The sequence below is a fragment of the Roseovarius sp. D22-M7 genome, assembly GCF_037083785.1.
Lineage (GTDB): Bacteria > Pseudomonadota > Alphaproteobacteria > Rhodobacterales > Rhodobacteraceae > Roseovarius.
In genome coordinates this window covers 14464-28430 of sequence record NZ_JBAPKY010000046.1, presented here as the reverse complement: position 1 = coordinate 28430, position 13967 = coordinate 14464, and the positions used below count along the sequence as shown (strand labels likewise).

Sequence of the window (13967 nt, the reverse complement as noted above, 5' to 3'; positions counted from 1 at the left end):
TCGCGCCGATCGCCATGGAAGATGGCCTGCGCTTCGCCATCCGCGAAGGCGGCCGCACCGTCGGCGCCGGCGTCGTGTCGAAGATCCTCGTGTAAGACAACTCAGGCCTCGGGCACGTCCCGGGGCAGGGTTCGACGAGGGGGGCCGGATCATCCGGCCGTCCTCCTATCAACTCCAATGCCGTGAAAGGCCCATCAGATGCAAAGCCAGAACATTCGCATTCGGCTGAAGGCGTTCGACTACCGGGTGCTGGATTCCAGCACCCAGGAAATCGTCAACACCGCCAGGCGGACGGGCGCGCACGTGCGCGGCCCGATCCCGCTGCCCAACAAGATCGAGAAATACACCGTTCTTCGCAGCCCGCACGTGAACAAGAAATCCCGCGATCAGTTCGAGATCCGCACGCATAAGCGGCTTCTCGACATCGTCGATCCCACGCCGCAGACGGTAGACGCGCTGATGAAGCTCGACCTCGCCGCCGGCGTGGACGTTCAGATCTCTGTTTGAGGAGGGCCACGACATGTTGCGCTCTGGTGTGATCGCGAAGAAGGTCGGCATGACCCGGCTGTTCATGGAAGACGGGCGGCAGGTGCCGGTGACCGTTCTTCAACTCGACAAGTTGCAGGTGGTGGCACAGCGCACCGCCGAGAAGGACGGCTATTCGGCAGTTCAACTGGGGGCCGGCACCGCCAAGGCCAAGCGGACCACGCAGGCGATGCGCGGGCATTTCGCCGTGGCCAAGGTGGAGCCCAAGCGCAAGGTCGCGGAATTCCGCGTGGCGCCCGAGAACCTGATCAAGGTGGGCGAGGAAATCACCGCTGATCATTATTTCGAGGGTCAATTCGTGGATGTCTGCGGCACCTCGATCGGCAAGGGCTTTGCCGGGGCGATGAAGCGGCACAACTTCCGGGGTCTGGAAATGACCCACGGCGTGTCGATCAGCCACCGCAGCCACGGCTCAACCGGTCAGTGCCAGGATCCCGGCAAGGTCTTCAAGGGCAAGAAGATGGCCGGCCACATGGGTGCCTCGAAGGTGACGACGCAGAACCTGCAGGTCATCCGGACCGATGCGGGTCGCGGCCTGATCATGATCAAGGGCGCGGTGCCCGGATCGAAGGGCGGTTGGGTGACGATCAAGGACGCGGTCAAGAAGCCGTTCCCCGAGAACGCGATCCTGCCCGCGGCGCTGAAATCCGCGGCTGAAGAGGCCGCCAAAGCCGCCGAGGAGGCCGCCGCACAGGCCGCCGCAGAGGAAGAAGCCGAGGCCAAGCGCATCGCCGAAGAGCAGGCCGCCGCCGAGGAAGCCGCGCTGAAAGAGGCCGAGGCCGATATCGACGCCGAGAAGAAGGACGACCAGTGATATGAAACTCGACGTGATCAAACTGGACGGCAGCTCGGCCGGCGCGGTCGATCTGGGCGAAGACGTCTTCGGGCTGGAGCCGCGCGCGGACATCCTGCACCGGGTCGTGCGCTGGCAGCGCAACAAGGCGCAGGCCGGCACGCACAAGGTCAAGACCCGGTCCGAGGTCAGCTATTCGACCAAGAAGATCTACCGCCAGAAGGGCACCGGGGGCGCACGCCACGGCGCGCGCTCGGCGCCGATCTTCCGCAAGGGCGGGATCTACAAGGGCCCGACGCCGCGCAGCCATGCGCATGAGTTGCCCAAGAAGGTGCGCCAGCTGGGCCTCAAGCACGCGCTGTCGGCCAAGGCGCAGGCCGGGTCGCTGGTGGTGATCGAGGATGCGGCGAGCGACGGCAAGACAAAGACGCTGGCCCGCCAGATCCGCGATCTCGGCTGGAAGCGTGCGCTGCTCATCGATGGCAGCGAAGTGAACGCCGATTTCGCCAAGGCGGCGCGCAACATCGAGGGCCTCGATGTGCTGCCGTCGGTCGGCGCTAACGTCTATGACATCCTCAAGCGTGACACGCTGGTGTTGACGAAAGCGGGTGTCGAGGCCCTCGAGGCCCGTCTTGGAAAAGGTGGTGTGAAATGAGCGCGAAACCCGAACATTACGACGCGATCCGCAAACCTGTGATCACCGAGAAGGCCACGCTGGCCTCGGAAAACGGCGGTGTCGTCTTCGAGGTCGCCATCGATGCCAACAAGCCGCAGATCAAGGAGGCCGTCGAGGCGCTCTTCGGGGTCAAGGTGAAGGCGGTCAACACCACCATCACCAAGGGCAAGCACAAGCGCTTTCGCGGCAAGCCGGGGCGTCGCAACGACGTCAAGAAGGCCTATGTCACGCTGGCCGAGGGCAGCACGATCGATGTGACCACCGGTCTCTGACCCGGCGCATCCGCGTCTTTCTCAAAGGCCCCTGCCGAAAGGCGGGGGCTTTTTTCGTGCCGCATCGGCGCGGTGCCCGGTGTCGAGGCCGGGGCGCCGCCACCGCCACGCCGCGCGGCCCCGTCGCGACACTTTTGCGTCTGCATAATAATTGGGCAATGGCAAGGCCTTTTGCCTGAAAGGCGGGCGGGCGCCGGCGTTTCGGGTGTCACGCCGGGCCTTTCAATTGTGCGGCCAGCGCCGCGCATATTGGCTGAAGCCATCGGACCGGTCGTGACCCGGGGGTCATACCTTCGAACGAGCGCCGCGCCGGATAAAAATGGCCGAAGGCCTTTCGCTGCCGCTGCGGCAGACCTGACACGGGAGATATGAGACAGATGAAGACCAGAACACTTGCGGCCACCCTTGCCGCGACGACCGCGTTGCTTTCCACCCCCGTCCTCGCGCAGGAGTGCCCCGTCAAGGTTGGCGTACTGCATTCGCTGTCGGGCACGATGGCGATCTCGGAAACCACGCTCAAGGACACGGTTCTGATGCTCGTAGAGCAGCAGAACGAAAAGGGCGGGCTTCTGGGCTGCGAGATCGAGGCGGTGGTCGTCGATCCCGCGTCCGACTGGCCGCTCTTCGCCGAGAAAGCGCGCGAGTTGCTGACCGTGAACGAGGTCGACGTGATCTTCGGGTCCTGGACCAGCGTCAGCCGCAAGTCGGCGCTGCCGGTGCTCGAGGAACTCAACGGCCTGATGTTCTACCCCGTGCAATACGAGGGCGAGGAAAGCTCGAAGAACGTGTTCTATACGGGGGCGGCGCCCAACCAGCAGGCGATCCCGGCGGTGGACTATTTCCTCGAGGAGCTTGGCGTCGAGAGCTTCGCGCTGCTGGGCACCGATTACGTCTATCCCCGCACCACCAACAACATCCTCGATTCCTACCTGAAATCCAACGGCGTCGCGGATGAGGACATCTTCGTCAACTATACCCCCTTCGGGCATTCCGACTGGGCCACGATCGTGTCGGATGTCGTGGCCCTCGGGGCCTCGGGCAAGCAGGTCGGCGTGATCTCGACGATCAATGGCGATGCCAATGTCGGCTTCTATAAGGAACTGGCGGCACAGGGCATCGACGCGGCCGATATCCCCGTGGTGGCGTTTTCAGTGGGTGAGGAAGAGCTTTCGGGTCTCGACACGGCACCGCTGGTCGGCCACCTCGCGGCGTGGAACTATTTCATGTCCGCCGACACGCCCGAAAACGAGGCCTTCATCGAGAACTGGCACGCCTATATCGGCAACACCGACCGCGTCACCAACGACCCGATGGAGGCGCATTACATCGGCTTCAACATGTGGGTGAACGCGGTGACCGAGGCCGGGACGACCGATGTCGACGCGGTGCGCGAGGCGATGTGGGGGCAGGAGGTGCCCAACCTCACCGGCGGCACGGCCGTGATGAACGCCAATCACCACCTGTCGAAGCCTGTCCTGATCGGCGAGATCCGCGATGACGGACAGTTCGACATCATCAGCCAGACCGAGGAAGTGCCCGGCGACGCCTGGACCGACCACCTGCCCGACAGCGCCGTGCTCAAGAGCGACTGGCAGGATCTCGGCTGCGGGATGTACAATACCGAGACCGAAACCTGCGTGCAGATGACCTCGAACTACTGAGGACGACCCGACGTCGCGCGGGACCCTCCCTGCCCGCGCGGCGCCATGCTGCAACAGGACCGGATCGGATATGCCAGTTTCCGCCTTTCTCGCCCGCGTGGTGGCGCTTCTCGTGCTTGCGGTCTGCCTGATCGGGCTGCGCCCCGGTGCGGCAACCGCACAGCAGGATCTGCAGCCGCTTCTGCAACAGCATCAGGAAGATCTCGCCGATCCGTCGCGTCGCACCATCGGCCCGGTGATCGCGGACCTGCTCGATAGCGGGCATCTGCGCATCGCGGATTTCCTGCGCAAGTGGGAGGCGCGCGAGGTCTATGTGCGCCCGGAGGATGGGTTATTCTTTTATGCCGAAGAGGCGGGCGACGATTTGCGCCTGATCGATATCGATAGCGGTGAGGCCGTCGACGTCGTGGGTAGCCGCGCGGTCGACGAGATCCGGCCCAATGCCGGGGTGCGCCGCGAGCTTGCCGCGGCGCTGGTGCCCGTGGAACTGACGGCCCCCGATCCCGCGCGCCGGCAGGACGCGCTCGACGCCATCCTGCGCAGTTCGGATGCCAGCCAGATCCCGCCGCTCGCAGACAGCATCGACAGCGAGACCGACCCCGCGATCAAGACCCGCAAGCAGCGGCTTCTGGCGCTTCTGACCGCGCAATTCGGCGCCACGAAATCCGACCGCCTCGACGCGATCGCGGCGCTGGCGGGTGATACCAGCATCGAGGCGCGCGGCGTGCTCAACCAACTGACCGCGACACGCGACGGTGTGGCCGAGACCCTGCCCGAGGATGCCAACATCGCGCGCGTGCTCGAGGTCGGGACGGACATCACCGAGGCGCAGGCGCATGACCGCCTCGTCGACGAGGGCCTCGCGCCGCCGCGCCAGACGGCGGCGGATCTGCGCGACGTGCTGGCCGAACACATCGTCGATGGCCGGGTGGGCGGCGTGCCCGTTCACCGGCTCGACACGCTGGCGGCCCGCGCGGACGCCTATGAGGCGCTCGAGGCGGCGGGCACCGTGCCGCCACGCGCGGCCCCGGGCGAGGTCGCGCAGGCCGTCGCCGCGCATGTCTTCTACGAGCAATACCTGCAACCCGACCCGGAGATCACGCAGGCCGCGCAGGACGCGCTCGACGCCACCGCGCGCGCGCTCGGGCTCTACCAGACCGCGGACCTTGTGATTGACGGGCTGTCGCTGGCGTCGATCTTCTTTCTCGCCGCCATCGGTCTCGCGATCACCTTCGGCGTGATGGGGGTGATCAACATGGCGCATGGCGAGTTCATCATGATGGGCGCCTATACCGGTTACGTGGTGCAGCTTTTCGTGCCAGATTACACCCTTAGCCTCGTGGTCGCGTTGCCCATGGCCTTCTTGGTGACCTTCGGTGCAGGCGTCGCTATGGAGCGTCTGGTGATCCGCCATCTCTATACCCGGCCGCTGGAAACATTGCTGGCCACGTTCGGCATCTCGATCATGCTGCAGCAACTGGCCAAGAACATATTCGGCACGCAGGCCCGTCCGCTGACCGCGCCCGACTGGCTGGGCGGGGCGATCACGCTCAACGACATCGTCGGCATCTCGACGATCCGCGTGGGGATCTTCGTGCTGGCGCTGATCTTTCTGGCGCTGCTGCTCTATATCCTCAAGCGCACGCGGCTGGGGCTTGAGGTGCGCGCGGTCACGCAGAACCCCGGCATGGCGGCCTCGATGGGGATCGATCCCGACCGCATCAACATGCTGACCTTCGGCCTCGGATCGGGCATCGCCGGGATCGCCGGCGTGGCGATCGGGCTATACGCACAGGTCACGTCCGAGATGGGCGCCAATTACATCGTGCAAAGCTTCATGACCGTGGTCGTCGGCGGTGTCGGCAATGTCTGGGGCACGCTCGCGGGGGCGTCGCTGATCGGCTTTCTGCAAAAGGGGATCGAGTGGTTCAACCCCTCAAACACGCTGGCGGCGCAAACCTGGATGGTGCTGTTCGTCATCCTCTTCATCCAGTTCCGGCCCAAGGGCATCGTCGCCCTGAAGGGCCGCGCGGCGGGAGACTGATCCATGCAGGACGCCATTCGGACTTCTTCGGGCCGGAACTATCCTTGGGAAGAACAACGCAGTGACGCCTTCGCGCGGCGCAAGGGTCCGAGAACCGGGTTAAGTGGGGGGCGGGCATGAAACGCAGCTTCCTCGCGGACAATCCGTCGGTGTTCTGGATGCTCGGGCTGCTCGGTCTCTTCACGCTCGGCGTCACCATCCTGGCCGAGGGGGCGGGCCTCGCGCTCTTGTCGACCTCGGCCGTCAAGATCCTCGGGATGACGCTGTGCCTGTGCCTGATCGCGGTGGCGATGGACGTGGTCTGGGGCTATTGCGGGATCCTCAGCCTCGGGCATTTCGCGTTTTTCGGGCTGGGCGGCTACGCCATCGGCATGTGGCTGATGTATGCCCGCACCGAGGGCATCGTCATCGAGTCCCTTGCCAACGCGCCGATCCCGCCCACGCAAGGCGAGATCGACGATGCCATCGCCGGCCAGATCTTCGGCGTCGTGGGCAGCGACGAGTTGCCGATGATCTGGGCCTTCGCCCACTCCCTGCCGCTGCAACTGCTGTTGGTGGTGCTGGTGCCGGGGCTGCTGGCGTTGGTCTTTGGCTGGCTGGCCTTCCGCAGCCGAGTGACCGGCGTTTACCTGTCGATCCTGACGCAGGCGATGACGCTGGCGCTGTCGCTGTACCTTTTTCAGAACGACACCGGGCTGCGCGGCAATAACGGCCTGTCGGGGCTGCAGAACATCCCCGGCCTTCTGGAGGTGCCGCAATCCACGGTGGCGCTGTGGTTCTTCTGGGCCTCGGCCGCGGCCCTAGGACTGGGATACGTGTTCTTCGCGTGGCTGGTGTCGGACAGGTTCGGGTCGGTCGTCCGGGCGATCCGCGACAACGAGGCGCGGGTGCGGTTCCTCGGCTACCATGTCGAAAGCTACAAGCTGCTGGTTTTCACCCTGACCGCGATCGTCTCGGGGCTTGCCGGCGCACTTTACTATCCGCAGGCCGGAATCATCAACCCGGCCGAGATCGCGCCGATCGCGTCCATCTACCTTGCAGTCTGGGTGGCCATCGGCGGGCGCGGGCGGCTTTACGGCGCGGTGATCGGCGCGGCTGTGGTCAGCCTCGCGTCGAGCTGGTTCACCGGCGGCGGCGCGCCGGATATCGAGCTGGGGTTCTACACGATCAACTGGACGGATTGGTGGCTGGTGCTGCTGGGCGGGGGCTTTGTCGCCGTCACGCTGTTCTTTCCGCGCGGCATCGGCGGCCTCTTCGATTATCTGGTTAAAAAGCCATGAGCACGCTTCTCGAAGTCTCGGGCGTTTCCGTAAGTTTCGACGGGTTCCACGCCATCAACAACCTCTCGATCCAGATCGCAGAGCCGGAATTGCGCGCCGTGATCGGCCCCAACGGGGCGGGCAAGACGACCTTCATGGATATCGTCACCGGCAAGACGCGGCCCGACGAGGGACGGGTGATCTGGGGCGAGGCGTCGCGCTCGCTGGTGGGGATGAGCGAAAGCGCCATCGCCCGTGCCGGCATCGGGCGCAAGTTCCAGAAACCCACCGTGTTCGAGCATCAGACCGTGCGCGAGAACCTCACGATGGCGCTCAGGAACGCGCGCGGGCCGCTCAACGTGCTGTTCGACCGCCGGCCCGGCCATGCCGCCACGCGCATCGCCGAACTGGCCGAGGAGATTGGTCTCGCCGACGATCTGCCCCGCCGCGCCGGCGAACTCAGCCACGGGCAGAAGCAATGGCTCGAGATCGGGATGCTTCTGGCACAGGACCCGCGCCTTCTGCTGGTCGACGAGCCTGCCGCGGGCATGACACCGGCCGAGCGTGAACACACCACCGACATCCTGAAACGCGCCGCGCAGACCCGCGCCGTGGTGGTGATCGAGCATGACATGGACTTCGTCCGCAGGCTGAACTGCAAGGTGACGGTGCTGCACGAAGGCGCGGTGCTGGCCGAGGGCAGCATCGACCATGTCACCGCGAACAAGGAGGTGATCGATGTCTACCTGGGCCGCTGAACGATGCTGAGCGTCGAGGACCTGACCCTGCATTACGGTGCCTCGCAGATCCTGCACGAGGTCAGCCTGACCGCGCGTCCCGGGGCGGTGACAGCGGTCATGGGCACCAATGGCGTGGGCAAGACCAGCCTGTTGAAGGCCATCGCGGGCCGGCACCCCTATTCGGGTGGGCGCATCACACTGGACGGGCAGGTGCTGGATCACCTGAGCGCGGCACGGTTCGCGCAGGCCGGCATCGCCTATGTCCCGCAGGGGCGCGAGGTCTTTCCGCTGCTTTCTGTGACCGAGAACCTGCAGACCGGCTTTGCCTGCCTGCAGAGGCCCGAGCGTGTCATCCCCGACCGCATCTACGACCTCTTCCCGGTACTGGACCGGATGAGGGACCGGCGGGGCGGCGATCTGTCGGGTGGTCAGCAACAGCAATTGGCCATTGCCCGCGCGCTGATCGCGCGGCCTCGCGTCCTGCTTCTGGACGAGCCGACCGAGGGGATCCAGCCCAACATCATCAGCCAGATCGGCGAGGTGATCGGCCTCTTGCGCGAGGAGGGCGAGATCGCCATCGTGCTGGTCGAGCAGTATTTCGATTTCGCCTATGATCTGGCCGACGACCTCGTGGTGCTAAACCGCGGCGAGGTGCGGCTTTCGGAACCCGCCGCGACGGTCGAGCGGGACCGGCTGTTGCGCGAAGTGTCCATCTGATGGGCGGTCTGCCTGAAATGCAGGCATTCACGCGCGAGTGGCGGCGCGAGGCGGCCTCGGGGCGTGGTCGGGTCTGGCTGTCCGGCGCGCCGGCGATACGCTGAAGGCGACACCGACGTGAGACGCGCAGATGGATGCCTGCCCCGCCCCGCCCCCGACGCATGAGCGCAGCCAAGGCGCCGCGCATGTCACGCTTCTGCCGGGGCAGGCGGGTGGTAAGCTCGAGCGCCTGCACCAGCGGGGATCGGCCAAGGCGTTCCTGCATCCCGGCGCAGAAGGCCCTGAGATCGTGCTGCTCAACACGTCGGGCGGGCTGACGGGCGGTGACCGGCTGTCCTACCGCATCGACCTTGCCGATGGCTGCCGCGCGACCGGCACGACCCAGACCGCCGAGCGCGCCTATCGCAGCGCACATGGCCCCGCGCGGGTCACGGTGCATCACCGGCTGGGCGCGGGCGCGCATCTTGATTGGCTGCCGCAGGAGACGATCCTGTTCGATCAAAGCCATCTGGCGCGCGAGACCGTGATCGATCTTGCGCCGGATGCGTCCTGCCTGATGCTCGAATCCATCGTGCTGGGCCGCGCCGCCATGGGCGAGACGGTGCGCCGCGTCACGCTGCGCGACACCCGCCGCATCACCCGGGATGGCGCGCCCGTGTTGGTCGAACCGCTGCATCTGGCGACCGACGCGCTGACCGCCGGAGCGGGCGTGCTGAACGGCGCGCGGGCGGTCGCCACGCTGGCGCTGGTGGCACAGGGGGCCGAGGACGCGGTCGCCCGCGTGCGCGAGGGTCTGGGCGAGCCGGGCGTCGCGGGCGCGGCCTCGGGGTTCGACGGCAAGCTCGTGATCCGGCTGATGGCCGGCGATGGCTGGCCGCTGCGGCGGCAGATCGCCCGGCTGGTGCAGGTTCTGCGCCCCGGCCCGCTGCCCCGCGTCTGGCAAGCTTAGGAGACATGCGATGAACCTCAATCCCCGCGAAAAGGACAAGCTGCTGATCTCTGTCGCCGCCATGGTGGCGCGCGGGCGGCTGGCGCGCGGCGTCAAGCTCAACCACCCCGAGGCGGTGGCGCTGATCACCGATTTCGTGGTCGAGGGTGCACGCGACGGGCGCAGTGTCGCCGACCTGATGGAGGCCGGCGCGCATGTCATCACGTCCGATCAATGCATGGAGGGCATCCCCCAGATGATCCCCTCTGTGCAGGTCGAGGCGACCTTTCCCGACGGCACCAAGTTGGTGACCGTCCATGATCCCATCCGCTGAAAAGGACCGTTCCCATGCGATATATCCTGCCCTTGCTTCTTCTGCCGACGCTGGCCCAGGCCCATGCCGGCCCGCACATGCACCCGCATGGCGTCGACGCGATGTGGCTGGTGGTCGTGGGTCTGCTGGCCCTTGCGGGCGGCTATGTCATCGGCGGGGGTCGCAAATGATCCCCGGAGAGCTTTTGCCTGCGGCCGGCGACATCACCCTGAACGCGGGCGCCGAGGTCACCGTGCTGGAGGTCGCCAATTCCGGCGACCGGCCCGTGCAGGTGGGCAGCCACTACCATTTTGCCGAGGCCAATAGCGGGCTTTCCTTCGACCGCGCCGCGGCGCGCGGGCAACGCCTCGACATCCCGGCCGGCACCGCCGTGCGGTTCGAGCCGGGCCAGACCCGCGAGGTGCAGCTGATCCCCTATGGCGGGGCGCGGCGGGTGTTCGGATTCAACGGACAGGTGATGGGAGACCTTTAGCCATGGCAACAACCATCCCCCGCGCCGATTATGCCGGCATGTACGGCCCCACCACAGGCGACCGGGTGCGGCTCGCCGATACCGACCTTGTCATCGAGGTCGAGCGGGACTTCACCACCTACGGCGAGGAGGTGAAGTTCGGCGGCGGCAAGGTGATCCGCGACGGCATGGGCCAAAGCCAGGCGACCCGCGCCGAAGGAGCCATGGACACGGTCATCACCAACGCGCTACTCGTGGACCACCACGGCATAGTCAAGGCGGATGTAGGCCTGCGCGACGGGAAAATCGCCGCCATTGGCAAGGCCGGCAACCCCGACACGCAAGACGGCGTCGATATCGTCATCGGCCCGGGGACGGAAGTCATCGCCGCAGAGGGCCGCATCCTGACGCCCGGCGGGTTCGATGCGCATATCCATTTCATCTGCCCGCAACAGATCGACGACGCGCTGCATTCCGGCATCACCACGATGCTGGGCGGTGGCACCGGCCCGGCGCATGGCACGCTGGCGACGACCTGCACGCCCGGAAGCTGGCATATCGGGCGGATGCTGCAGGCCGCCGACGCGCTGCCGATGAACCTTGCCTTTGCCGGCAAGGGCAATGCGAGCCTGCCCGGCGCGCTGGTCGAACAGGTGCAAGCGGGGGCCTGCGCGCTGAAGCTGCACGAGGATTGGGGCACCACGCCGGGCGCCATCGACTGCTGCCTGAGCGTCGCCGACGACATGGACGTGCAGGTGATGATCCACACCGACACCCTGAACGAGTCAGGGTTCGTGGAGAATACGCTGGCCGCCTTCAAGGGCCGCACGATCCACGCCTACCACACCGAGGGCGCGGGCGGCGGTCATGCGCCCGACATCATGAAGGTGGTCGGGTCGCAGAACGTGCTACCCTCGTCGACCAACCCGACGATGCCCTACACCGTCAACACCATCGAGGAACATCTCGACATGCTGATGGTGTGTCATCACCTCGACAAGGCGATCCCCGAGGACGTGGCCTTTGCCGAAAGCCGCATCCGGCGAGAGACCATCGCTGCCGAGGACATCCTGCACGACATGGGCGCGTTCTCGGTGATCGCCTCGGACAGCCAGGCGATGGGCCGCGTGGGCGAGGTGATCATCCGCACCTGGCAGACCGCCGACAAGATGCGCCTGCAGCGCTGCCGGCTGCCCGAGGAAACCGGCGACAACGACAACATCCGCGTCAAGCGCTACATCGCGAAATACACCATCAACCCCGCCATCGTCCACGGCATCGCTGCGCATATCGGCAGCATCGAGCCTGGGAAGCGCGCTGATCTGGTGCTGTGGAGCCCGGCCTTTTTCGGGGCGAAACCGGACATGGTGCTGATGGGCGGCTCGATCGTGCTGGCGCAGATGGGCGATCCCAACGGCTCGATCCCCGCGCAGCCGGTGCATTCGCGCCCCATGTTCGGGGCGTTCGGGCGGGCGTTGGAGCGATCCTCGGTCTCGTTCGTCAGTGCCGCGGCGCAGGCCGACGGGATCGGCGCGGCGCTCGGGCTGGCGAAGGAGACCGTCGCGGTCGGCGGCACGCGGGGCATCGGAAAGCGCGACATGATCCACAACGACCTGACGCCGCGGATCGAGGTGGATCCCGAGACCTACGAGGTGCGCGCGGATGGCGAGTTGCTGACCTGCGAGCCGGCCTGCGAATTGCCGATGGCGCAACGCTATTTCCTGTTCTGAGGAGCAATGCATGAGCGATCTTCCCGTCTGCCGCCGCCTCTTGTCCGAGGCACCCGCGGAAGTGGCCGATCATGTCGCGCTCGACTATGATGCGCGGCTGATGCGGCGCAAGCGGCTGGTGGGGCAGCATGGTCTGGCCTTCCTGGTGGATCTGGTCGAGGTCACCAATCTTGATGATCACTGGGGGTTTGTGCTGGACGACGGGCGCGCGGTGGCGGTCGTGGCCGCGCCCGAGGATCTGGTGGAGGTGCGCGGCGACCTGCCGCGCCTCGCCTGGCATATCGGTAACCGGCACACGCCGTGCCAGATGGGCGCCGATCACCTGACCATCCGCCGCGATCACGTGATCGAGGCGATGCTGGCGCATATCGGCGCGGATCTGACCCCGGTCACCGGGCCGTTTCGACCCGAGGGCGGTGCCTATGGCAAGGGGCGCACGATGGCGCATTCGCACCAGGATCAAGATCATGGGGGTCACGATCATGCCTATCACGGCCCCGCCTGATGCTGACGCCGTCGCATCTCTCCCTGGTGCAGTGGCTTTCGCCGGCCTTCCCGACGGGGGCGTTCGCCTATTCGCACGGGCTGGAAACGGAAATCGCCGCGGGGACGGTGCGGGATGCCGAAAGCCTCGGCATCTGGCTGGGCAATATCCTGCGGTTCGGCGCAGGGTGGCAGGATGCGGTGCTTCTGGCGCAGGCGCTGGGCGGGGACCGCGACGCGGTGGACGATCTGGCCCGCGCGCTGGCCCCTTGCGCGGAACGCCTGCGGGAAAGCCGCGATCAGGGCACGGCATTTGCGCGCGCGGTGTCGGGGATCACCGGGCGCAGGCTGCCGCCCCGCATGCTGCCTGTGGCTGTGGCCGACGCGGCGGCACCGCTCGACCTGCCGCAAGAGGACGTGATGGCGCTTTACCTGCAGGGCTTTGCCGGCAACCTCGTGACGATCGCGATCCGGCATGTGCCGCTTGGCCAGACCGAGGGGCAGGCGGTGCTGGCGCGCCTGACGCCGCTGATCCACGATCTTGCCGCGCGCGCGGCCTGTGCCGGCCTCGACGATCTCGGCACTTGCGCACTGGCCGGCGATCTGGCGGCGCTGCAGCACGAGACCCAAGAGGTGAGGATATTCCGCACATGAGCACGCACGACATGCAATCCATGAACGGCCCGCTGCGCGTGGGCATCGGCGGCCCGGTGGGCGCGGGCAAGACCACGCTGACCGAGGGGCTGGCGCGGGCGCTGGCCGCGCGCTGTTCCATGGCGGTGATCACCAACGACATCTACACGCGCGAGGATGCCCAGCACCTGATGCGCGCGCAGGTCTTGCCCGGCGACCGCATCCGCGGGGTCGAGACGGGCGGCTGCCCGCATACCGCGATCCGCGAGGATGCCTCGATCAACCTCGCGGCAGTCACCGATCTCAACACCGCGTTTCCCGATCTCGACCTCGTGCTGATCGAATCGGGCGGCGACAACCTTGCCGCCACCTTCAGCCCGGAGCTTGCGGACCTGACGATCTACGTGATCGACACCGCCGCCGGGCAGGACATCCCGCGCAAACGCGGGCCTGGGCTGACGAAATCCGACCTGCTGGTGGTCAACAAGACCGATCTGGCGCCGCATGTGGGCGTCGACCTTGTGCAGCTCGAGGCCGACACGGCCGGGGCGCGCGGGGCGCGACCGTATGTGCTGGCGCAATTGCGCGGCGGTGTCGGTCTTGATCAGGTGATCGGGTTCATCGAGGAGGCGGGTGGTCTGCGCCTGGCGGCGCCCGACGCGGCACCGGCGGTGGCCGGGCAGGGTTAGCGTGAGTGCGG

General features: G+C 66.6%; 18 protein-coding genes. All 18 read left to right on the top strand.

The features are described 5' to 3' along the window. On the top strand, positions 1–95 hold a 95-nt coding region (locus V8324_RS16730), incomplete at its 5' end, for a hypothetical protein (RefSeq protein WP_143535595.1). 103 nt (positions 96–198) lie between these two features. Then, complete coding sequence (rpsJ, locus tag V8324_RS16725; RefSeq protein ID WP_336421064.1) at positions 199–507, top strand: 30S ribosomal protein S10; 309 nt, start codon at positions 199–201, stop codon at positions 505–507. Positions 508–520: 13 nt separating this feature from the next. Continuing rightward, positions 521–1360 (top strand): 50S ribosomal protein L3, encoded by an 840-nt coding sequence (gene rplC, locus V8324_RS16720; protein WP_336421063.1) that lies wholly within the window; start codon positions 521–523, stop codon positions 1358–1360. A gap of 1 nt (position 1361) precedes the next feature. Further along, a complete protein-coding gene (rplD, locus tag V8324_RS16715; protein WP_336421062.1) occupies positions 1362–1994 on the top strand; it encodes a 50S ribosomal protein L4 in 633 nt (210 codons plus the stop codon). Further along, entirely contained in the window at positions 1991–2287 is a 297-nt protein-coding gene (locus V8324_RS16710; RefSeq protein ID WP_336421061.1) for a 50S ribosomal protein L23, read from the top strand. Before rplD ends, V8324_RS16710 begins: the two co-directional genes overlap by 4 nt. Before the next feature lie 377 nt (positions 2288–2664). Continuing rightward, on the top strand, positions 2665–3948 hold the full coding sequence (gene urtA / locus V8324_RS16705) for an urea ABC transporter substrate-binding protein (RefSeq protein ID WP_336421060.1): 1284 nt from the start codon (positions 2665–2667) through the stop codon (positions 3946–3948). A gap of 70 nt (positions 3949–4018) precedes the next feature. Next, entirely contained in the window at positions 4019–5992 is a 1974-nt protein-coding gene (gene urtB, locus V8324_RS16700; RefSeq protein WP_336421059.1) for an urea ABC transporter permease subunit UrtB, read from the top strand. Between the two features lie 116 nt (positions 5993–6108). Continuing rightward, positions 6109–7272, top strand: a complete 1164-nt coding sequence (urtC, locus tag V8324_RS16695; RefSeq protein ID WP_336421058.1) for an urea ABC transporter permease subunit UrtC — start codon at positions 6109–6111, stop codon at positions 7270–7272. Then, entirely contained in the window at positions 7269–8009 is a 741-nt protein-coding gene (gene urtD / locus V8324_RS16690) for an urea ABC transporter ATP-binding protein UrtD (RefSeq protein ID WP_336421057.1), read from the top strand. Before urtC ends, urtD begins: the two co-directional genes overlap by 4 nt. 3 nt (positions 8010–8012) lie before the next feature. Next, on the top strand, positions 8013–8708 hold the full coding sequence (urtE, locus tag V8324_RS16685) for an urea ABC transporter ATP-binding subunit UrtE (protein ID WP_336421056.1): 696 nt from the start codon (positions 8013–8015) through the stop codon (positions 8706–8708). A 130-nt stretch (positions 8709–8838) separates the two neighbouring features. Beyond that, entirely contained in the window at positions 8839–9657 is an 819-nt protein-coding gene (locus V8324_RS16680) for an urease accessory protein UreD (protein WP_336421055.1), read from the top strand. Positions 9658–9667: 10 nt separating this feature from the next. Continuing rightward, positions 9668–9970, top strand: a complete 303-nt coding sequence (locus tag V8324_RS16675) for an urease subunit gamma (protein ID WP_336421054.1) — start codon at positions 9668–9670, stop codon at positions 9968–9970. A gap of 14 nt (positions 9971–9984) precedes the next feature. Further along, positions 9985–10140 carry a hypothetical protein gene (locus tag V8324_RS16670; RefSeq protein WP_336421053.1) on the top strand — a complete coding sequence of 52 codons (156 nt, stop codon included), beginning with the start codon at positions 9985–9987 and terminating at the stop codon, positions 10138–10140. Then, positions 10137–10442, top strand: a complete 306-nt coding sequence (locus tag V8324_RS16665; RefSeq protein ID WP_336421052.1) for an urease subunit beta — start codon at positions 10137–10139, stop codon at positions 10440–10442. The genes V8324_RS16670 and V8324_RS16665 overlap by 4 nt, the downstream gene beginning before the upstream one ends. Positions 10443–10444: 2 nt before the next feature. Continuing rightward, entirely contained in the window at positions 10445–12151 is a 1707-nt protein-coding gene (gene ureC, locus V8324_RS16660) for an urease subunit alpha (RefSeq protein WP_336421051.1), read from the top strand. A gap of 10 nt (positions 12152–12161) precedes the next feature. Then, positions 12162–12656 carry an urease accessory protein UreE gene (locus V8324_RS16655; RefSeq protein WP_336421050.1) on the top strand — a complete coding sequence of 165 codons (495 nt, stop codon included), beginning with the start codon at positions 12162–12164 and terminating at the stop codon, positions 12654–12656. After that, positions 12656–13288 (top strand): urease accessory protein UreF, encoded by a 633-nt coding sequence (locus tag V8324_RS16650; protein ID WP_442970558.1) that lies wholly within the window; start codon positions 12656–12658, stop codon positions 13286–13288. Before V8324_RS16655 ends, V8324_RS16650 begins: the two co-directional genes overlap by 1 nt. Positions 13289–13299: 11 nt before the next feature. Next, positions 13300–13956 (top strand): urease accessory protein UreG, encoded by a 657-nt coding sequence (ureG, locus tag V8324_RS16645; protein WP_336421065.1) that lies wholly within the window; start codon positions 13300–13302, stop codon positions 13954–13956. Positions 13957–13967 lie beyond the last annotated feature (11 nt).